The 19,600-nt window shown below is 74.1% G+C and carries 15 protein-coding genes and 1 pseudogene; 8 read left to right on the top strand and 8 right to left on the bottom strand.

Translation table 11 applies throughout. The features are described 5' to 3' along the window. The first annotated feature begins 7 nt into the window (after positions 1 to 7). From ACZ6IM_RS09900 to secD, 3 genes are all read left to right on the top strand, one after another. Entirely contained in the window at positions 8 to 766 is a 759-nt protein-coding gene (locus ACZ6IM_RS09900) for a response regulator (protein WP_469555641.1), read from the top strand. Positions 767 to 866: 100 nt separating this feature from the next. Next, complete coding sequence (locus tag ACZ6IM_RS09895; RefSeq protein WP_469555640.1) at positions 867 to 1,253, top strand: hypothetical protein; 387 nt, start codon at positions 867 to 869, stop codon at positions 1,251 to 1,253. Positions 1,254 to 1,425: 172 nt separating this feature from the next. Beyond that, entirely contained in the window at positions 1,426 to 3,765 is a 2,340-nt protein-coding gene (gene secD, locus ACZ6IM_RS09890) for a protein translocase subunit SecD (protein ID WP_469555917.1), read from the top strand. Positions 3,766 to 4,080: 315 nt separating this feature from the next. On the opposite strand, the gene ACZ6IM_RS09885 is transcribed toward secD, so the two are convergent. Next, on the bottom strand, positions 4,081 to 4,941 hold the full coding sequence (locus ACZ6IM_RS09885; RefSeq protein WP_052837507.1) for a GntR family transcriptional regulator: 861 nt from the start codon (positions 4,939 to 4,941) through the stop codon (positions 4,081 to 4,083). A gap of 168 nt (positions 4,942 to 5,109) precedes the next feature. On the opposite strand from ACZ6IM_RS09885, the gene ACZ6IM_RS09880 reads away from it, so the two are divergent. Together ACZ6IM_RS09880 and ACZ6IM_RS09875 are read left to right on the top strand one after the other, a co-directional pair. After that, positions 5,110 to 5,955, top strand: a complete 846-nt coding sequence (locus tag ACZ6IM_RS09880) for a (2Fe-2S)-binding protein (protein WP_052837506.1) — start codon at positions 5,110 to 5,112, stop codon at positions 5,953 to 5,955. A gap of 313 nt (positions 5,956 to 6,268) precedes the next feature. Then, positions 6,269 to 7,333 (top strand): DUF2637 domain-containing protein, encoded by a 1,065-nt coding sequence (locus ACZ6IM_RS09875; RefSeq protein ID WP_469555636.1) that lies wholly within the window; start codon positions 6,269 to 6,271, stop codon positions 7,331 to 7,333. Between the two features lie 57 nt (positions 7,334 to 7,390). Here the strand turns inward: ACZ6IM_RS09875 and ACZ6IM_RS09870 are convergent, their stop codons facing one another. The 3 genes and pseudogenes from ACZ6IM_RS09870 to ACZ6IM_RS09860 all read right to left on the bottom strand — a co-directional run. Further along, on the bottom strand, positions 7,391 to 7,795 hold the full coding sequence (locus ACZ6IM_RS09870) for an ATP-binding protein (protein WP_052837502.1): 405 nt from the start codon (positions 7,793 to 7,795) through the stop codon (positions 7,391 to 7,393). A gap of 128 nt (positions 7,796 to 7,923) precedes the next feature. Then, positions 7,924 to 9,666: a pyruvate dehydrogenase gene (locus tag ACZ6IM_RS09865; protein WP_469555633.1), complete on the bottom strand. Its 1,743-nt coding sequence runs from the start codon at positions 9,664 to 9,666 to the stop codon at positions 7,924 to 7,926. Positions 9,667 to 9,808: 142 nt separating this feature from the next. Beyond that, positions 9,809 to 11,728: pseudogene (locus ACZ6IM_RS09860) on the bottom strand (protein phosphatase 2C domain-containing protein); the annotation flags it as partial. A 288-nt stretch (positions 11,729 to 12,016) separates the two neighbouring features. Here ACZ6IM_RS09860 and ACZ6IM_RS09855 point away from each other — a divergent pair. Together ACZ6IM_RS09855 and ACZ6IM_RS09850 are read left to right on the top strand one after the other, a co-directional pair. After that, positions 12,017 to 13,000 carry a helix-turn-helix transcriptional regulator gene (locus tag ACZ6IM_RS09855; RefSeq protein WP_052837694.1) on the top strand — a complete coding sequence of 328 codons (984 nt, stop codon included), beginning with the start codon at positions 12,017 to 12,019 and terminating at the stop codon, positions 12,998 to 13,000. Between the two features lie 82 nt (positions 13,001 to 13,082). Then, positions 13,083 to 13,565, top strand: a complete 483-nt coding sequence (locus tag ACZ6IM_RS09850) for a DUF456 domain-containing protein (protein ID WP_052837499.1) — start codon at positions 13,083 to 13,085, stop codon at positions 13,563 to 13,565. Here the strand turns inward: ACZ6IM_RS09850 and ACZ6IM_RS09845 are convergent. The 4 genes from ACZ6IM_RS09845 to ACZ6IM_RS09830 all read right to left on the bottom strand — a co-directional run bounded on the left by ACZ6IM_RS09845 (position 13,528) and on the right by ACZ6IM_RS09830 (position 18,234). Continuing rightward, positions 13,528 to 14,052 (bottom strand): methylated-DNA--[protein]-cysteine S-methyltransferase, encoded by a 525-nt coding sequence (locus ACZ6IM_RS09845; RefSeq protein WP_052837498.1) that lies wholly within the window; start codon positions 14,050 to 14,052, stop codon positions 13,528 to 13,530. The genes ACZ6IM_RS09850 and ACZ6IM_RS09845 overlap by 38 nt on opposite strands. Further along, the gene (locus ACZ6IM_RS09840) at positions 14,049 to 15,533 is read right to left on the bottom strand and encodes a DNA-3-methyladenine glycosylase 2 family protein (protein ID WP_469555630.1); all 1,485 of its coding nucleotides are present in this window, start codon (positions 15,531 to 15,533) and stop codon (positions 14,049 to 14,051) included. The genes ACZ6IM_RS09845 and ACZ6IM_RS09840 overlap by 4 nt, the downstream gene beginning before the upstream one ends. A gap of 19 nt (positions 15,534 to 15,552) precedes the next feature. Next, entirely contained in the window at positions 15,553 to 16,671 is a 1,119-nt protein-coding gene (gene rsgA / locus ACZ6IM_RS09835; RefSeq protein ID WP_469555627.1) for a ribosome small subunit-dependent GTPase A, read from the bottom strand. Positions 16,672 to 16,914: 243 nt separating this feature from the next. Continuing rightward, positions 16,915 to 18,234: a radical SAM protein gene (locus tag ACZ6IM_RS09830; protein WP_052837494.1), complete on the bottom strand. Its 1,320-nt coding sequence runs from the start codon at positions 18,232 to 18,234 to the stop codon at positions 16,915 to 16,917. Between the two features lie 106 nt (positions 18,235 to 18,340). On the opposite strand from ACZ6IM_RS09830, the gene aldO reads away from it, so the two are divergent. Then, complete coding sequence (gene aldO, locus ACZ6IM_RS09825) at positions 18,341 to 19,597, top strand: alditol oxidase (protein ID WP_052837492.1); 1,257 nt, start codon at positions 18,341 to 18,343, stop codon at positions 19,595 to 19,597. The last annotated feature ends 3 nt before the right edge of the window (positions 19,598 to 19,600 follow it).

Raw genomic sequence — 19,600 nt, 5'->3', positions numbered from 1 at the left:
CCCGACCATGTCCGACCCGTCCCTGTCCGAGCCGTCCCAGCCGTCCGCACCGGCCGGACCTCCGGCGTACGGCCGGTCCGCGCTGCCCGCCTCCGGCCCGTCCCCGGCGTCCGCCCCGGCGAAGATCCGCATCCTGCTCGCCGACGACCACGCGCTGGTGCGCCGCGGTGTGCGCCTCATCCTCGACCGGGAACCTGACCTGGAGGTGGTGGCCGAGGCCGGGGACGGCGCGGAGGCCATCGACATGGCACGGGCCCACGAGGCCGACCTCGCGGTCCTGGACATCGCGATGCCCCGCCTCACCGGTCTCCAGGCGGCCCGTGAACTGGCCGCGCTGAAACCGGGGTTGCGCATCCTGATGCTGACGATGCACGACAACGAGCAGTACCTGTTCCAGGCGCTGAAGTCGGGTGCCTGCGGATACGTGCTCAAGTCGGTCGCCGACCGGGACCTCGTCGCCGCCTGCCGGGCCGCGATGCGCGACGAGCCCTTCCTGTACCCGGGTGCGGTGACGGCGCTCATCCGCAACTACCTCGACCGGGTACGGCACGGCGAGGAGACCTCCGACCACATCCTCACCCCGCGCGAGGAGGAGGTCCTCAAGCTCGTCGCCGAGGGCCACTCCTCGAAGGAGATTGCCGAGATCCTCTTCATCAGCATCAAGACCGTCCAGCGGCACCGGGCGAACCTGCTGCAGAAGCTCGGCCTGCGCGACCGCCTGGAGCTGACCCGGTACGCCATCCGCGCCGGGCTCATCGAGCCCTGACGGTCCCCACCAACCGCCCGTGGCTTCGGCCGCCCACTCCCCGGCCGGAGCCCCGGGCTCTCCTCTCGGCCCGCTCACCCACCTCGGAAGGGAACGGTGCATGCGCCACCGCCTGGCGACGGTGCTCACGGTGCTGCTGGCCGTTCTGCTGCCCCTGGTCCCGGCCTGGCCCGCGGCCGGCGTCCAGGTGGGCCCCGGCGGCCCCCTCGCGGCGGCCGCCGCCACGGCCGTTCCCCATCCGGCCCTCGACCTCCACGCGGACGACGGCTGTACGCCGGTGTGCGCCGCCCAGCTCCGGGCCCGCCACGACCAGGTGGGCGAGCGCCCGGCGGCCCCCGACCAGCACGCGGCCACCGCGGCGCGCCACGCGGGTACCGTCCCCGGTGCCCGCGCACGGACCTCGGCCGCGCCCGGTCCGGTGCCGGTCTCCCCCGGCCGCGCGAGCCACGACAGCGGCCGGGCGCCGCCCGTCTCCTCCGGCAGCTGAGACGCACACCCCGACCCCTGTCATCTTCTTCCGCCGCGGCCGCGCTCGGCCGCCGCCGCGGCGTGCCCGCCGGAGGCCCGTGTTGAAACGCACCCGTCCCCCTTCCCGCACCCGTCCCCCTTCCCGCAACCGTCCCCCGTCCCGCAACCGTTCGCGGTCCCGCTCCCGTGCTCTGCCCGTCCGTGCGCTCGTCGCACTCGCGGTGCTGGCCGCGTCCGTGGCCATAGCCCTGACCATGCCGGTCCGCCTCGGGCTCGACCTGCGCGGCGGTACCCAGATCGTGCTGGAGACCAAGTCCACCGAGACCACCGAGGCCGACCGGGAGGCCACCGACCGCACCGTGGAGGTGCTGCGCGGCCGCATCGACGCCCTCGGTGTCGCCGAGCCGACCATCGTCCGCTCCGGCGAGAACCGCGTCGTCGTCGAGCTGCCGGGCGTACAGGACCCGGAGAAGGCCGCCGCCGTGCTGGGGCGCACCGCGCAGCTCACCGTCCACTCGGTGCTCGGCCCGGCGGAGAACGCCGGTGACGGGGCCGGGGGCGAGGACCGGCAGGCGTCCGGCGCGGACGGCGAGCGGGTGCTGCCCGACGAGTCCGGGCAGTCGCTGCGGCTGAAGGCGGCCACGCTGACCGGGCAGGACGTCAAGGGCGCCGACGCCCGCTTCGACCAGCAGGGCGGCGCGGGCTGGCACGTCACCGTCGACTTCGAGGACGCCGGCAGCGACCGCTGGGCCCGGGTGACCGGCGAGGCGGCCTGCCACCCGGCCGGCGATCCCCAGCGCCGGGTCGCCATCGTGCTCGACGACAAGATCATCTCCTCGCCGCAGGTCGACCCCTCCGTGTCCTGCGGGGCGGGCATCACCGGCGGCTCCACGCAGATCACCGGCTCCTTCGACGACGCCGAGGCCCGCGAACTGGCCCTGCTCGTCAAGGGCGGCGCCCTGCCCGTGCCGGTCGAGACGATCGAGCAGCGCACCATCGGCGCCACCCTGGGCGACGAGGCCATCTCGGCCGGGGCCTGGGCCGCCGTCATCGGCACCGCGCTGACCGCGCTGTTCATCATCGTCGTCTACCGGCTGATGGGCGCCCTGGCGACCGTGGCCCTGCTCTGCTACGGCCTGATCTCCTACGCCGCCCTGGCCGCGGTCGGCGCGACGCTGACCCTGCCGGGCCTCGCGGGCTTCGTGCTGGCGATCGGCATGGCGGTGGACGCCAACGTCCTCGTCTTCGAGCGGGCCCGCGAGGAACAGGCGGCCCGCACCCGTCCGAGCACGCGGTCGGCGCTGACCGCCGGTTTCCGCAGCGCGTTCAGCGCGATCGCCGACTCCAACATCACCACGCTGATCGCGGCCGCCCTGCTCTTCTTCCTGGCCTCAGGACCGGTGAAGGGCTTCGGCGTCACCCTCGGCATCGGTGTGCTGGCGTCGATGGTCAGCGCCCTGGTGATCACACGGGTGCTCGCCGAGTTCGCCGCGAGCCGCCCGGCGGTCTTCCGCCGCCCCCGCATCACCGGCATCTCGTCCACCGGCCCGGTCCGGGACGCGCTGCTGCGCCGCGATCCGTTCCTGATGCGCCGGCCGCGCCGCTGGCTGGCGGCCTCGCTGGCCGTCCTCGTGGTGGCGGGCTCCGGGATCCTGGTGCGCGGCCTGAACTTCGGCATCGAGTTCACCGGCGGCCGGCTCATCGAGTACTCGACCGCCACGCAGGTCGATCCCGAGCGGGCCCGGGACGCGCTCGCCGACGCGGGCTTCCCGCGCGCCGTCGTCCAGTCCTCCGGCGACGGCGACCTCACGGTGCGCACGGAGGAGCTGTCCGACGCCGAGGCGGCGACCGTCACGAAGGCCGTCGCCGGGCTGGGCGGCGAGACGGAGAAGGTCCGCGACGAGCTGATCGGCCCGAGCCTCGGCGAGGAGCTGCGCCGGGACGCCCTGATCGCCCTCGGCCTGGCGCTGGCCGCCCAGCTGGCGTACCTGGCGGCCCGGTTCCGCCTGCTGTTCGGCACCGCCGCGGTCGGCGCGCTCGCCCACGACGTGGTCATCCTGGTGGGCGTGTTCGCCTGGCTGGGGAAGCCGATCGACGGGGTGTTCCTGGCCGCGCTGCTCACCGTGATCGGCTACTCGGTCAACGACTCGGTGGTCCTCTTCGACCGGGTCCGGGAACTGCTGGGCAAGGAGCGGAAGACGCCGTTCGACCGGCTCACCAACGACGCGATCCTTCAGACCCTGCCGCGCACGGTCAACACGGGCATGGGCGCGGTGCTCATCCTCGCCTCGCTGGCGGTCCTGGCCGACGACTCGCTCACCGACTTCGCACTCGCGCTGCTGATCGGCGTGGCGGTCGGCACGTACTCCTCGGTCTTCACCGCCTCCCCTCTGGCCATCGAGTTGCACAACCGCGGCACCGGGTCCCGCCCCGGGCGTCGCGCGGGCGCCAAGGGCCAGGGCACGGGGAAGACCGGGCCCCCCGGAAAGCAGTCGCCCGCGAGCCGCACGGAACGACAGGAGGTCCCGTGACGGAGAAAGCCCCGTAGCGGAGGAAGGTCCCGTTAGCGGGGGAAGGTCCGCACGGCGTCGGCCCGGCGTCGGCGGGCACCCCGCCGGGCGGGCGGACCGGTGACGGCGGGTGATCCCACCGGGCACGGCCCCGCGACCGCGAGCAGCCCCGCCGGACGGGCAGCCCGCGGCAACGGCGGCTCCGCGCGGCAGGCAACCCCGCATCGGCAGGTGCGTCCCGCCGGGACAGGAGGAGGTGGCGGCGAACGGCCCCAGCCCGCGGCCGGCCCGCGAGGCGGACCCGCCAGGCGCCCTCGCGCAGGGGAACGCCCTCGGTCAGAGGGTGACCGTGAAGTGTTCCCCCACCAGGGTCCGCACCACGTCCGGGTCGCCGGCGATCAGCGCGTCCAGAAGGGCCGTGTGCTGGTGGGCGTCGGCGACCAGGTCGGCCCGGCCGCGCACGGGGGGCGAGCCGGCCGGCGGCCACTGGGCGCGGCGGTGCACGTCACCGGCGATCCGAATGAGCTGTTCGTTGCCGGCCAGCGCGAGCACCGCGCGGTGGAAGGCGCGGTCGGCCTCGGCGTAGGTGGCCGGACAGCCGGACGACGCGGCCCGGACGGTGGCCTCGGCGAGGGGGCGCAGCTCGGCCCAGCGCCCGGCGGGCACCGTACGGCCCAGCCGGAGCCACACCGGGGCCTCGATCAGGGCCCGGACCTCGGCCAGCTCGGCCAGCTCGCGGTCGCCGCGCTCGACGACGCGGAAGCCGCGGTTGGGGACGACCTCGACGGCGCCCTCCAGGGCGAGCTGCTGCATGGCCTCCCGCACCGGAGTGGCCGAGACGCCGAACCGCTCGCCGAGCACCGGCGCCGAGTACACCTCGCCGGGCCGCAACTCACCGGTGACCAGCGCGGAGCGCAGGGCGTCGAGGATCTGCCCGCGCACCGAGGAACGCTGGACCGGGGTCCGCGGGCGGGATACGGAGGGGTCGGGTACGGCGGGGCCGGGTACGGAGGGACCCGGCGCGGGCGGTTCGCCGTGGGTGTGCTCGCCGCGTGCCCCGCCGTCCGGCTCCCCGGCACCGCGCGCCCGGCCCCGGGCGATGTCCGCCGCTCGGGGCTGCACCGGGATCCGCACCGACTCGGCCGCCGCGGCCGTGACCGTCCCCGTTCCTGCGGCGCCCTGCGCGCGGTGCTTCACGGGTCCTCCTGCGGGACGTGTCGGTACTTGGGGTCATTACGACGGGTTGTCACCTGTCCGTCAAGCACCATAAGCGCAGGGGCCGCCAGTTCAAATCCCCGACAGCATGGGTAAGGTAAGGCTTACCTTTAAGCAGCCCGTTGTCCCGACGTGGATCGGTGGTCCCGCATGCCTGTCGCCCGTACGGCCTTCACGGACGCCTACACGCGCCTGACCGAGGTCCTCCCCGGGCTGGGCGTCACTGAACTGTCCCCGGCCGACGAGGTGCCGAGCGGCGGCGGCTGGGTCACGGCCGCCTCGCTCGCCGACGGCGGCGACGAGCTGGCGTCGTTCCTCGCCTGGGACGAGGCCCAGGTGCTGCGGGACTACGGACAGCGGGCCCGGCCCGACGTGATCGCGAGCTTCGGCCTGCACCGGTACGCGTGGCCGGCCTGTCTGCTGATCACCGTGCCGTGGTTCCTGCACCGCCGGGTGCCCCGCCACCCCGCGGCCCACGTGGCCTACGACCGCACGGCCGCCGGGCTCCCCCTCGGCCGGATGGCCGTACGCGCCACCTCCTTCGCCTGCCTCCCCGGCGACCCCGCCGCCGGTCTGCCCGGTGCCCGGGTGGTCGCCGACGAGGAGGCGCTGCGCGCCGAGGTGCGGGCCTCGGTCGCCGAGCACCTGGAGCCGGTCCTGGCCGGATTCGGCCCCCGGATGCGGCGGCGCGGGCGCGCCCTGTGGGGCATGGCGACCGACGAGGTCGTCGAGGGCCTGTGGTACGTCGCCCATCTGCTCGACGAGCAGGAGCGGGCACGGCACGAGCTGGAGCTGCTGCTGCCGGGCGCGACCAAGCCGTACGTCGGGGACGCGGCGTTCCGCGAGCTGAAGGGACCGGACGGCGAACCGCTGCACACCCGGGACCGGGCGAGCTGCTGCATGTTCTACACCCTGCGCCCCGAGGACACCTGCGCCACCTGCCCGCGGACCTGCGACGCGGACCGCGTCGGCAAGCTGCTCGCCACGGCGGGCTGAGCCTCCCCGGCCGCCGGCGTGCGGCCGGCCGGGTGCTGACGGGTGGTCAGCCGGGCCAAGATCGTCGACTAGGATCGTCGGCGGCGTTTCACAACTTCCCCACCCGTCGCGGGAACTTTCCGTGGAACCACTCGTACGGGTAGTCTTATTCGAACTCAACTCCCGCCCCTCATGCGGCAGTTCGAGCAGAACGCCGCCTGGGCACCCCCTCTGCACTCCCTTGGCGGCCTCTTGCCCCGAAACCCCCTGAGGGCCGCTGGGTTTGGGCCACCATGGCGGGCGTTACGCCCTATCCCACTGCAAGGGACCCCTGATGAGATTGACCGACATATCGCTGAACTGGCTGCTTCCGGGCGCCGTGCTGCTCCTGGGCATGCTGGCGGCGGTGGCGGTGCTCGCGCGCGGCAAGCGTTCCCCGGGGAAGGACGCGGGCGCGGACGACTCGTGGGAGCGCATGGAGGAGCGCCGCCGGCGCAAGGAGGCCCTCTACGGCACCTTCTCCTACGTCCTGCTCTTCTGCTGTGCGGCGGTCGCCGCGGCGCTCTCCTTCCACGGTCTGGTCGGCTTCGGCGAGCAGAACCTCGGCCTGAGCGGCGGCTGGCAGTACCTGGTCCCGTTCGGGCTCGACGGCGCGGCGATGTTCTGCTCCGTCCTCGCGGTGCGCGAGGCCAGCCACGGTGACGCGGCGCTCGGCTCGCGGATACTGGTGTGGGCCTTCGCCTTCGCCGCCGCTTGGTTCAACTGGGTGCACGCGCCCCGCGGCCTGGGACACGCGGGTGCCCCGCACTTCTTCGCGGGCATGTCCCTGTCGGCGGCGGTGCTGTTCGACCGGGCGCTGAAGCAGACCCGCCGGGCCGCGCTGCGCGAGCAGGGTCTGGTGCCGCGTCCGCTGCCGCAGATCCGCATGGTCCGCTGGCTGCGCGCGCCCCGGGAGACGTACCGCGCCTGGTCGCTGATGCTCCTGGAGGGCGTGCGCAGCCTGGACGAGGCGGTCGAGGAGGTGCGCGACGACCGGCGCCAGAAGGAGGAGAAGAAGCTGCGGCGGCGCGAGCAGGAGCGGCTGGAGCGGGCGCAGCTCAAGGCGATCAGCCGAGGCCACGGCCCCCGCGGCTTCCCCGGGCGCGGCGGCCGTCAGGTCGAGGTCGAGGTGCAGCAGGTCGAGCGCGGCTCGGAACACGCCACCGCGGAGCCTGCCATATCGGCCCCGGAGCAACTGCCCGCGGCGAGCCGGCGGCCCTCCCTGCAGCCCGTGCGCAGCGGGTCTGACCAGATGTCGGTAGAGACCGTCGACCTCACGGCGGAGGACGACACCCAGGCCCTCCCCCGCCTGGACTCCCTGGAGCGCAAGCTCAAGGACCTGGAGCAGCAGTTCGGCTAGGCCGACCACGGTGCACGCGACCGACTGATGATCTGAGGCGCCGGGCTCCCCGGCGCCTCAGGCCGCTTCCGCGCCCAGTTCGAACCAGACCGACTTGCCCGCCTCGCAGGGCCGCACCCCCCAGTCGTCGGCGAGTGACTCGACCAGGACCAGTCCCCTGCCGTTGGTGCTCTCCTCGCCCTGGGGTGGGCGCGGCCGGGGCTGCCGCCCGTGGCCCGCGAAGTCCCGTACCTCGACCCGCAGGGCGCGCGGTCCGACCGTCGCGGTCAGGACGGCGCCCTCCTCGGTGTGCACGAGCGCGTTGGTGACCAGCTCACTGGTGAGCAGCTCCGCGACCTCCGACCGGCCGGGCCCGCCCCAGTGCCGCAGCAGTTCACGCAGCGCCCGCCGGGCCTCGGGCACCGCCCGCAGGTCCGCCCGGCCGAGCCGTCGCCTGAGCTGTGGCACCGTCTGCTCCTTCATGTCCCCCGTCGGCGCGCTGATGTCGTCTCCCCCTGTCTGTCCCGCTACGGTCGAACATCTTCACGGGGAGAGCCTTGCCCGTTCGGACCCTCGGCAGTCATCCGGTTTCGGACCGGCTGCCCGTACGGTCACGGCCGGGGGACGTTGCGCAGGTTCGAACGGGCCATCTGGACCATGCGTCCGACGCCGCCGTCCAGGACGATCTTCGAGGCGGAAAGGGCGAAGCCGGTGACCATGTCGGCGCTGATCTTCGGCGGGATGGACAGGGCGTTGGGGTCGGTGACGACGTCGACGAGGGCGGGTCCCTTGTGCTTGAACGCCGCCTTCAGCGCCCCCGCGAGGTCCTTGGGCTTCTCCACCCGCACGCCGAAGGCGCCGCAGGCCTCGGCGACGGCGGCGAAGTCGGGGTTCTTGTTGGCCACCCCGTGCGAGGGCAGGCCCGCGACCAGCATCTCCAACTCCACCATGCCGAGCGAGGAGTTGTTGAAGAGCACCACCTTCACCGGCAGGTCGTGCTGGACGAGGGTGAGGAAGTCGCCCATCAGCATCGTGAACCCGCCGTCGCCGGACATCGACACGACCTGCCGGCGCCGGTCGGTGAACTGGGCGCCGATCGCCATCGGCAGGGCGTTCGCCATCGATCCGTGCGAGAAGGAGCCGATGATGCGGCGGCGGCCGTTGGGCGAGATGTAGCGGGCGGCCCAGACGTTGCACATTCCGGTGTCGACGGTGAACACCGCGTCGTCGTCGGCCATTTCGTCCAGCAGGGCGGCCACGTACTCGGGATGGATCGGGACGTGCTTGTCGACCTTGCGGGTGTACGCCTTGACGACGCCCTCCAGGGCGTCCGCGTGCTTCTTCAGCATCCGGTCGAGGAATCGGCGGCTCTTCTTCTCCCGCACGCGCGGGATCAGGCAGCGCAGTGTCTCCCGCGCGTCGCCCCACACCGCGAGGTCCAGCTTGGAGCGCCGCCCCAGGTGCTCGGGCCGGACGTCGATCTGGGCGATCTTCACGTCGTCCGGCAGGAAGGCGTTGTACGGGAAGTCGGTGCCGATCAGGAGCAGCAGGTCGCACTCGTGAGTGGCCTCGTAGGCGGCGCCGTAGCCGAGGAGTCCGCTCATGCCGACGTCGTACGGGTTGTCGTACTGGATGAACTCCTTGCCCCGCAGGGCGTGCCCGACCGGTGCCTTGAGCTTGCCTGCGAACTCCATGACCTCGGCGTGCGCGCCCGCGGTGCCGCTGCCGCAGAACAGGGTGACCTTGTCGGCGTCGTCGATCATCCGCACCAGCCGGTCGATCTCCTCGTCGCCGGGCCGGACGGTCGGCCGGGAGGTGACGAGTGCGGTCTGGGCGGCCTTGTCCGGGGCGGGCTCGTCGGCGATGTCGCCGGGCAGCGAGACGACGCTGACACCGCCCTGGCCGATGGCGTGCTGGATGGCGGTCTGGAGCAGCCGGGGCATCTGCTTCGGGCTGGAGATCAGCTCGCTGTAGTGGCTGCACTCGCGGAACAGCTGGTCGGGGTGGGTCTCCTGGAAGAAGCCGAGGCCGATCTCGCTGGACGGGATCTGGGAGGCGAGGGCGAGGACGGGGGCCATGGAGCGGTGGGCGTCGTAGAGCCCGTTGATGAGGTGGAGGTTGCCGGGGCCGCAGGAGCCTGCGCACGCCGTCAGCTTCCCGGTGATCTGCGCCTCCGCCCCGGCGGCGAAGGCGGCGGTCTCCTCGTGCCGCACGTGCACCCATTCGATGCCGGAGTGGCGGCGCACGGCGTCCACGACCGGGTTGAGGCTGTCCCCGACGACTCCGTAGAGGCGCTCGACCCCGGCACGGGTGAGGATGTCGACGAACTGTTCCGCGACGTTCTGTTTGGCCATGGCTCCAGCTATGCCACAGCGAGCGGTCTCACGCCTCCCAAACGGCGGCGGCCGTACGGTCGTCCGCGTATCCCTTGACCCGGACGCCGCTGTCGGCGAGGAACTCCCCCGGCCCGGGCGCCGGGCGGTCCGCCCATCGCCGCGCGAGGAGTTCGCCCAGCTCGGGCTCGTTCAGCAGTGGCTCGGCGAGGCCCGCGGTGCACATCAGGAGCACATCACCCGGGCGGGCTACGGAGGCCCGGAAGCGGAAGGGTTCGCGGGGCGGCTCGGCGGGCGGGCCGTCGTACGGGCCCGGTGGCGTGGTGATGCCGAGGTCCATGGTGAGCCGGTCGCCCTCGGGCGTCTCGCTCGGCGTGTCCGCGGGCGCGGAGCCGAAGCCGAGGACGGGCGCACCGGAGACCTCACCGGCGTCCGGCTCCATGTCCTGCCAGGCACCGTCGCGCAGCCGGAGCAGTCCGCCCGCGCCGACGCCGAAGAACACGCGCGTGCGGCACTCGGGGTCGGCGGGCAGCAGCAGACAGCGCAGGGTGGCCGCGTACTCGTCCGGGGCGAGGCCCTGTTCGGCGGCGCCCGCCCGGAGCCGGCCGAGGCTGCGGTCGGTGAGGCGGTGCAGGCCGGACTTCAGATCGCCGCGCCGGGCAGCCCGCAGGTCCTCGGCGAGCCGGGCGTGGCTGCGGCCCACGGCACGTCCGATCCACCGGCACACCTCGGCCGCCGCCCGGTGCGCCCCGGCGGTGGCGCGGGCGCCGGTCGCCATGGCCACCAGGACCAGCGCCTGCTCACCGGCGCCGAACCGGGCGACGAGCAGCGCGTCGCGCCGTGGCTCGCCCCGGTAACGTGCGGAGTCCCCGCGCACGGAGACGGCCCGCAGCGTGCAGGTCCCGTAGCGGGCGCCCTCCAGCACGGTGTCCGGGACCAGCCCGTCCAGCCCGTCGGGATCGGCGGGCGGCAGCGCGGTGGGCTCGGCGTCGTAGGTGGGCGGCCCGCTGCCGACGTAGTCGCGGTCGTCGCCGTCCGGCGCGCCCGACGAGGGCAGGAACGGCGGCGGCAGCGGGGGCAGGTCGGCCACGGTCCGGGGCGGCGGTCCCGCCTCGGGCGGCTCGCTGAGGTCGGCGGGCCCGATCCCCGAGGTGGTCAGCCCGCGCGGGCCACCGCCCTTGCGCCGGCCACCGGACCACGGAGCCGACGCGGGCGGGACGACACCGGGCCGCTCGCCGTCCGGCGACGGGCCGGCGGTCCCGTCCTTCCCGTCCTGCGACGAGGCGGCGCCGGGCCGCCCCGGCCGCCCCGGCGGAAAGCTCACCGGCCCCGTCGGTGTCGCGGGTGGCGGCTGCCAGGGTGCCCTGGGCGGGGGCGGCCCCGCGGGACGCGAGGGGCCGTCGCCGCGCGGGGCGTCGTCCCGACGTCCCCCGGAGCGCGGGGGCGACGCGAGCCCCTCCGCACCGGAGGTCCGCCCGGCCGCCCCGGCACCGGGCCGTTCGCCCCCGGGCGACGCGGCGCCGGACCGCCCCGGCGGAAAGCTCACCGGCCCGGTCGGCCCCGCGGTCGGCGGCTCCCAGGGGGGCCCGGGCCGGGACGGGGTGCCAGCCCTCGGGATGTCGTCCTCGGCGGGCGGCGGGACGACCGCGGGACCCGGAGTGACGTTGCCGGGCGGGGCATCCTCGGCACGTGACGGGCGCGCGGGACGCGACCCGTCGCCACCGGGCGGGCCGTGGTCCTCAGCCTCCGGCAAGCGCTCGGGCCTCGCCGGGGCGCCGGCGCGCGGGGCGTCGTCGTCGGTTCCAGCGGTGCGGGGGCCGGGGAAGGCGGGCGGTTCCGTCCGGGACCACCAGGGCTGCCCGGGTGCGGGCCGGGCGGGGTCCGGGTGGGGCGGGGCCGTCGCGTCGCCGGTCCCGGGGGCCGGTCCGCGGGCCACCGTGCCGGACGCCGAGGCGAAGCGGTCGTCCAGGGAATCGGGTGCGGCCGTGGGGCCGGTGTCGTCGGTGGAGTCGTCGTACAGCTGCCCCCACCAGTCGTCCTCAGGATCAGTGGGACCGGTGGGCCTTCCCCCCTGCTGACTCATGCTCCTGATTGTCCACCGAGGGGGCCGGATGAAAACGGGGCATCGGGAAATTCGGGCGGACCCGCGTGCGCCGGGCGGCGTGTCGGGGGACGCGTCGAACAGTCCTCCGAGGTGGGTGGCCGAGCGGCCCCACCCCCCACGGGAGGACCGCTCGGCGACGCCACCTTGGCAGAGTGACCGCCGGTACGGCGATGATGTCCGGAGGCGGGTTTACGCCGTGGCCGTTTTCCGCCATGGACGTCCCCGTGACTGGAGATGATCATGGTTCTCGGGGAGGGGCGACGCCTGATGCTGGGAGTGCTGGGGCTGGAGGACACGCACGAGGCGGCGTACCGGGCGCTGGTGTCGGTCGGCGCGGCCGACGTACCCGACCTGGCGCGGCGGCTGGCGCTCGGCGAGCCGGACACCGAGCGCGCGCTGCGCCACCTGGAGCAGAACGGGCTCGCCGCTCAGTCCTCGGCCCGCCCGGGACGCTGGGTCGCGGCCCCGCCGGGCGTGGCGCTGGGCGCCCTGCTCACCCAGCAGCGGCACGAGCTGGAGCGGGCGGAGCTGGCGGCGGCGCTCCTCGCGGAGGAGTACCGGGCGGCGGCGGCCGAGCCGGCGGTGCACGACCTGGTGGAGGTGGTGACCGGCGCCGCGGCCGTCGCCCAGCGCTTCCTCCAGCTCCAGCTCGGCGCGAGCGAGGAGGTGTGCGCGCTGGTCACCGACAAGCCGGTGGCCGTGACCGGCATGGAGAACGACGCGGAGGAGCAGGCCACCGGGCGAGGTGTCCGCTACCGGGTGGTGGTCGAGCGGCCGGTCCTCGACCTGCCGACCGGCATCACCGAGCTGACCGCCGCGCTCGGCCGCGACGAGCAGGTGAGGGTCGTGGACCGGGTGCCGACCAAGCTGATCGTCGCCGACCGCTCCCTGGCCCTGGTGCCGCTCACCGCGCACTCCTCCGAGCCCGCGGCGCTGGTCGTGCACGCCAGCGGCCTGCTGGAGCTGCTGTCGGGACTGTTCGAGGCCGTGTGGCGGGACGCCCTCCCGCTGCGGCTGGGCGGTTCCGGAGTGACCGAGCACGGCCCGGACGCCCCCGACGGCACCGACCTGGAGATCCTCTCCCTGCTGCTGGCCGGACTGACCGACGCGAGCGTGGCCAAGCAGCTCGACCTGGGCCTGCGGACCGTGCAGCGGCGGGTGAAGCGTCTGATGGAGCTGACCGGGGTCACCACCCGGCTCCAACTGGGCTGGCACGCCTACGAAAGGGACTGGGTGGCCAGAAAGCCCTGAGAAGCCCCGCTGCGGGGGCCGTCCCGGGCCGCCTCCGGGCCGGACTTCTGCGGAGTGGGCCGGACTCCTGCACCCTGGACAGATGGGAGCGGGAGACCTCCTGCTGGCCGGCCTGGTCATCGTGCTCGGGCTGTGCGGCGTCCTGCTGCCCGGCGTGCCCGGGTCGTGGCTGGTGTGGGCCGGGGTCCTGTGGTGGGCGCTGAAGGACCCGCAGCCGCTCGCGTGGGCGGTCCTGGTCGGCGCCTCGGTCACGCTGCTGCTGTCCCGGGCGGTGCGCTGGGCGCTGCCGACCCGCAGGAGACGCCGGGACCAGGCCATGCGCCGGCTGACGGCCTACGCGGGCGCGGGCGCCGTCCTCGGCTTCGTCCTGGTCCCCGTGCTCGGCGCGATCCCTGGGTTCATGGGCGGCATCTACCTCGCCGAGCGGCTGCGGCTCGGGCGGCACGGCGAGGCGATGGCGTCCCTGCGGACGGCGATGCGGCACGGCGGCGCCGACCTGCTGACCGAGCTGTTCGCCTGCCTGCTGATCACCGGGGCATGGCTGGGAGCGGTGCTGGCCGGCTGAGTGGGGCGCCCTCCAGCGACAGCAGCCGCGTCTTGCGTTCCAGCCCGCCCGCGTACCCGGTCAGGGAGCCGTCGGCACCGATCACCCGGTGGCAGGGCCGCAGGATCAGCAGCGGGTTGGCGCCGATCGCGCCGCCGACCGCGCGCACCGCCGGTCGCGAGGCCCCGATGCGCGCGGCGATCTCGCCGTACGTCGTCGTCACCCCGTAGGGCACCTCGTCCAGTGCGGCCCACACCCGCTCCCGGAAGGGGGTGCCCTCGGCGCGCAGCGGCAGCCGGAACCTGGTCAGTTCCCCGGCGAAGTAGGCGCCGAGCTGTTCCTCGGCCGTCCGGAAGGGCCCGGCGTCGTGCCGCCAGCCGTCCTGGACGCTCCGGCCGCCCTTCTGCCCGGGCACGGAGAGGGAGGTGAGCGCGCCGTCGGGGGCGGCGGTGAGGAGCAGCCGCCCGACGGAGCTGTCCACCTCGTACCAGTACGTCATGGTCGTCATCGGTCGTTCTCCCACTCTCCTGCTGCGCGCAGGTGGTTCAGTGCGTACGAGCGCCAGGGGCGCCAGGTGTCGGGGACGGCGGCGCCGGGCGGGGCGACGTCCGGGTCGCCGAGGGCGCGGGTGCGCACGACGGCGGCGGTACGGGCGTCCACGCCGGGCACGGCGAGCAGGGCACGCTCGGCGTCGTCCCGGTCGGCGCCCGGGTCCAGGCGTACGGCGCCGTCGGCCAGGGCGACGGCGAGCCCGCCCGGGGTGCCGTCCGGGGCGGCCTCGGCGAGGACGGCCGGTTCGGGGAAGAGGTGGGTGAGGGTGCCGCAGGGCGCGTCGAGCGCCTTGCCGTACCGCTGGACGAGCCGCTCGGCCTTGGCGCGTCCCACCAGCGCCCGCACCGCGAACTCCTCCGGATCGGCGGTGCCCGGTGAGCGCAGCCCGGGGCGGGCGGCGACCAGCGGAGCGAGCCGGGAATCGGCGCCGAGCCGCTCGTCGACGGCGTACGGATCGGCGTCGAGGTCGAACAGCCGCCGCAGCCGCTGCACGGAGGTGGTCAGGTCGCGCAGGTCGGTGAGGTGCAGGCGGGCCTCAAGCCAGCCGCCGCTGCCGGTGTCCGGCGAGCCCGGCCGTTCCTGGACGGCGACGATCCCGGTGCCGTACGGCAGGCGCAGGGTGCGCCGGTAGACGCGGCGGCCCGGCTCGCCGCCCACCTCCTCGATACCGGCGACGGCCTCCCGCTGGAGCAGGTCGAAGACGGGGCCGGGCTGGTAGGGGCCGCGGTGGGCGAGGCGCAGCGGGACACCGGCGGAGGGGGTGGCCGCGCGCCGGGCGGCCCGGTCCCGGGCCGGGGCGGCGGCGCGCAGTTCGCTGGGGGTGGCCGCGTACACGGCCCGGATGGTGTCGTTGAACTGCCGCACGCTGGCGAACCCGGACGCGAAGGCGATCTCGGTGACCGGCAGGCCGGTGGTCTGCAGCAGGACCCGGGCGGTGTGCGCCCGCTGGGCGCGGGCGAGGGCCACGGGTCCGGCGCCCACTTCCGCGGTGAGCTGGCGCTGCACCTGGCGGGCGCTGTAGCCGAGCCGGTCGGCGAGCCCGGCGACGCCCTCGCGGTCGACGACGCCGTCGCCGATCAGCCGCATGGCCCGGCCGACGACGTCGGCGCGCACGTTCCAGTCCGCGGAGCCCGGCACGGCGTCGGGACGGCACCGCCGGCAGGCCCGGAAGCCCGAGCCCTGCGCGGCGGCGGCCGTCGGGAAGAACCGCACGTTGCGCCGCTTCGGTGTGACCGCGGGGCAGCTGGGCCGGCAGTAGATGCCGGTCGTCTCGACGGCGAAGAAGAACGCGCCGTCGAACCGGGCGTCCCGGCTGCGCACGGCCTCGTACCTGACGTCCTCGTGCGGGTTCGCGTGTTCCGCGGTCCGCGCTGTCTGTGGTGTCACGCTGTCCAGTCTCCGCCAGCCCGGCGGACCGGGCTGGCGGAAATCGGACATCGCGTCGGAACGACCGGCCCTAGCGCAGGCCGCCCCTCTTGGCCTCCATCGCCGCCTTGCCGATGGCGCCCCGGCGCTTGTACTCCTTGCGGATCTCGGCCCGCACCCGGGCGTCGGTCTTGGCGACGATGCGCTGGTTCTCCCGCATCAGCTTGCGGTAGCTCTCCAGCCGCCGCTCGGGCAGTTCACCGCTGTCGATGGCGGCGAGGACGGCACAGCCCGGCTCGCTCTCGTGGGCGCAGTCGTGGAACCGGCACTCCTCGGCCAGCTCCGCGATCTCGGCGAACACCTGGTCCACCCCGCTGCCCGCGTCCCAGAGCCCGACGCCCCGCAGCCCCGGGGTGTCGATCAGGACGCCCCCGCCGGGCACGGCGAGGAGGTTGCGGGTGGTGGTGGTGTGCCGGCCCTTGCCGTCGACGTCCCGGGTGGCCTGCACGTCCATGGCGTCCTCGCCGAGCAGTGCGTTGGCGAGGGTGGACTTGCCGGCGCCGGACTGTCCGAGCAGCACGGCGGTGCCGTCGGAGACGACGGCGGCGAGCACGTCGAGCCCTTCGCCCCGCTCGGCGCTGACGGGCAGCACCGGCACGCCGGGCGCGGCGGTCTCGACGTCCCGGACGAGGTGGGCCAGGGTCACCGGGTCGGGCACGAGGTCGGCCTTGGTGAGGACGACCAGGGGCTGGGCCCCCGATTCCCAGGCGAGGGCGAGGAACCGTTCGATCCGGGCGAGGTCCAGCTCGACCGCGAGCGACACGGCGACGATCGCGTGGTCGACGTTGGCGGCGAGGATCTGCCCCTCGGACCGCTTGGAGGAGGTGGAGCGCACGAAGGCCGTACGGCGGGGCAGATACGTGCGTACGTAGCGCGGGTTGCCGTCCGGTTCGACGGCGACCCAGTCGCCGGTGCAGACGACGCGCAGGGGGTCGTGCGGCGTGACGAACGCGGTGTCGGCACGCAGGACGCCGTCCGCGGTGACGACGTCGCACTGCCCGCGGTCGACCCGGACGACCCGGCCGGGCACACAGCCCTGCTCGGCGTACGGAGCGAACTCCTCCTCCCACTGCGCGTCCCAGCCGTACGGGGCGAGCGGGTGCGAGGAGGAGGAAGAAGAAGAGGAGAAGGAGGAGGAAGCGAGATTCAAGGGGGACCCTTCACAGGGCGGCCCCGGCGTCCGCGTGTCGTACGCGGGAAGAATGAGGTGTCAGCCGGAGGCCACGGAGGTGGACTTGACGAACTTCCGGATACGGGCAGCACCCGTCGCAATGACAGTCATCAGTCACACCTCCTGCTCTCCGCTCGGCTGTGGCCACATCCTAGGAGCACCCGCGTCCCGGACGCCACTGAATATCGCTCACCCGCGGGCACTCCTGGGAGTGCGCCGGGTTCAGACCTCCACCGGCGCGTCCTCCGGCAGGCTGTCCATGAAGGAGCTGACCGAGAAGACCGCGTTGCCGGCGCCGGGCGGGCCGTAGCCGGGGGGCGAGGAGAGGCCGAAGTCCTCCATGGTCTGGCGGTAGGCCTGGAGCAGGCGGATGTGGTACTCCAGCGGGGCGCCGTCGGGGTTGGTCTTGCCGAGCGGGGTGGTGGGCTCGGGGCACCAGGTGGTGAAGCGGGGCGTGATGCCGTGCGACATGAAGAAGCGCAGGCCCTCGGTGGTGGACGCGATGGCCTCGTCGACGGTCTTGAAGCCGAAGGGCTCGGCCATCTCCACGCCCGCGACGAAGTTGGGGATGACGTTGCGGGCGCCGAAGACCTCGGTGGAGTCGAGGATGCGCCTGTGCCACTCGTCGCGGCCGACGTAGCGCTCCTTGCCGGGGCAGTACATCTTGAACAGGTACTCGTCCCACACCTCGAAGTTGGGGTGGTAGATCTGCACGCCGTAGTCCTTGAAGCGCTGGACGTCCGGCTTGGGCAGGGCCTGGGCGACGACCTTGCCGATCCAGCGGCCGGGGAAGTGCTCCTCGATGGCCTTGGCGTACCGCCCGTAGAAGTCCGCCTCGTCCAGGCCCTGGACCTTCGACGTGATCGCGCCGCCGGTGAGCGTGTACGCGGTGGAGATCTTGGCGGTGTCGTACTTGTCGATGATCTCCAGCGCCTCGAGGACCTCGTCGACGTCCTTCACGCCGGTGTACGGCCGCCCGGCCGCCTTGTGCTGCCGCCAGTTGTGGTTGATGTCGCAGTACTGGCACTCCTCCTTGGCGCCGAAGTACTGGCAGACGCGGAACGCGGTCAGGTAGATCAGGTAGCCCCACTGGATGGTCGGGGCCACCTCCATGACCGACTTCCCGTTGGAGAGCTTGTGCCGGTAGTACTCGGGCATGGGCGGCACGCCGACGTCGGCGATGCGCTTGCCGTCGAGGTAGAGACCGAGCTGGTTGTGCTCGTCGGCCGCCACGCGGTAGGGCGAGGCCGGGTTCACGCGCACCGAGACGACGGTGCGGCGCAGGTCGTAGGGGCCGCCGGTGAGGATGATCTCCTCGGGCGGGCGGCGCAGGGCGGCCTCGCCCAGCTCCGGCAGTGTGCCGTGGTCGAAGGAGAAGATGAAGTACGACTTCGGCTTGACCTCGCCGTCCTCGTTGTCACTGAGGGCGGAGGGGTCGAAGGCGACACCGCCGCGCAGCAGGTCCTCCTTGAAGACGGCCTCGCGCGGTACGTGCGGGAACCGCTCCATCAGATCCTCGACCAGCGCGGTACGGCTGTCCATCCCGTGTCTCCTCCCGGGTCCGGCGTTCGACTTCTCACGGTATGCCCCCGCCGGAGCGGCTTCCCGCGCGGGGCCCCTCCAGGCGCGCCGGGTAGGTTTCCGCGCTATGAGCGACATCACGGTGACCAACTGGGCCGGCAACATCACGTACACCGCCAAGGAGCTGCTGCGGCCGCGCTCCCTGGACGCCCTGCGGGCCCTGGTGGCCGACAGTGCCAGGGTGCGGGTGCTGGGCAGCGGGCACTCCTTCAACGAGATCGCCGAGCCGGGCGACGGGGGTGTCCTGCTGTCGCTGGCGGACCTGCCGTCCGAGGTGGACGTGGACACGGCGGGCCGTACGGTGCGGGTCGGCGGCGGTGTGCGGTACGCCGAGCTGGCCCGGCTGGTGCACGCGCGGGGCCTGGCGCTGCCGAACATGGCCTCGCTGCCGCACATCTCGGTCGCCGGGTCGGTGGCGACCGGCACGCACGGCTCCGGGGTGGCCAACGGTTCGCTGGCGTCGGTGGTGCGCGAGGTGGAACTGGTCACGGCGGACGGTGCGACCGTGGTGATCGCGCGGGGCGACGAGCGGTTCGGCGGGGCGGTGACCTCGCTCGGCGCGCTGGGCGTGGTGACCAGGCTCACCCTCGACCTGGAGCCGGCCTACGAGGTGGAGCAGCACGTCTTCACCGAGCTGCCGCTGGCCGGGCTGGACACGGCGACGTTCGAGACGGTGATGGCGGCGGCGTACAGCGTGAGCCTGTTCACCGACTGGCGGGCGCCCGGTTTCCGGCAGGTGTGGCTCAAGCGCCGTACCGACCGGCCGCTGGACGGCTTCCCGTACGCGGCGCCGGCCGCCGAGAAGATGCACCCGGTGCCGGGCATGCCCGCGGTCAACTGCACGGAGCAGTTCGGGGTGCCGGGGCCCTGGCACGAGCGGCTGCCGCACTTCCGCGCCGAGTTCACGCCCAGCAGCGGCGCCGAGCTGCAGTCGGAGTACCTGATGCCCCGGGAGCACGCCGTGGCCGCCCTGCACGCGATGGACGCGATACGGGAGACGCTCGCGCCGGTGCTGCAGACCTGTGAGATCCGCACGGTCGCCGCCGACGAGCAGTGGCTGAGCCCCTCCTACGGCCGGGACACCGTGGCCGCGCACTTCACCTGGGTCGAGGACACGGCGGCGGTGCTGCCGGTGGTGCGGCGGCTGGAGGAGGCCCTCGCCCCGTTCGCGGCCCGCCCGCACTGGGGGAAGGTGTTCACCGTCCCGGCGGGCGGGCTGCGTGCGCTGTATCCGCGGCTGGCCGACTTCGGGGCGCTGGCCGGGGCGCTGGACCCGGCGGGGAAGTTCTCCAACGCGTTCGTGCGCGGGGTGCTCGCGGGTTAGGCG

Source organism: Streptomyces sp. NPDC042336, assembly GCF_055581985.1.
Note: the sequence above shows the minus strand (reverse complement) of the source record. Positions and strands in the feature narration are given on the sequence as shown.

Coding starts and splice junctions, on each gene's coding strand:
- ACZ6IM_RS09900 (WP_469555641.1), top strand. CDS start 8: ATGTCCGACCCGTCCCTGTCCGAGCCGTCCCAGCCGTCCGCACCGGCC.
- ACZ6IM_RS09895 (WP_469555640.1), top strand. CDS start 867: ATGCGCCACCGCCTGGCGACGGTGCTCACGGTGCTGCTGGCCGTTCTG.
- ACZ6IM_RS09880 (WP_052837506.1), top strand. CDS start 5,110: ATGCCTGTCGCCCGTACGGCCTTCACGGACGCCTACACGCGCCTGACC.
- ACZ6IM_RS09875 (WP_469555636.1), top strand. CDS start 6,269: ATGAGATTGACCGACATATCGCTGAACTGGCTGCTTCCGGGCGCCGTG.
- ACZ6IM_RS09870 (WP_052837502.1), bottom strand. CDS start 7,795: ATGAAGGAGCAGACGGTGCCACAGCTCAGGCGACGGCTCGGCCGGGCG.
- ACZ6IM_RS09865 (WP_469555633.1), bottom strand. CDS start 9,666: ATGGCCAAACAGAACGTCGCGGAACAGTTCGTCGACATCCTCACCCGT.
- ACZ6IM_RS09855 (WP_052837694.1), top strand. CDS start 12,017: ATGCTGGGAGTGCTGGGGCTGGAGGACACGCACGAGGCGGCGTACCGG.
- ACZ6IM_RS09850 (WP_052837499.1), top strand. CDS start 13,083: ATGGGAGCGGGAGACCTCCTGCTGGCCGGCCTGGTCATCGTGCTCGGG.
- ACZ6IM_RS09845 (WP_052837498.1), bottom strand. CDS start 14,052: ATGACGACCATGACGTACTGGTACGAGGTGGACAGCTCCGTCGGGCGG.
- ACZ6IM_RS09840 (WP_469555630.1), bottom strand. CDS start 15,533: ATGTCCGATTTCCGCCAGCCCGGTCCGCCGGGCTGGCGGAGACTGGAC.
- ACZ6IM_RS09830 (WP_052837494.1), bottom strand. CDS start 18,234: ATGGACAGCCGTACCGCGCTGGTCGAGGATCTGATGGAGCGGTTCCCG.
- aldO (WP_052837492.1), top strand. CDS start 18,341: ATGAGCGACATCACGGTGACCAACTGGGCCGGCAACATCACGTACACC.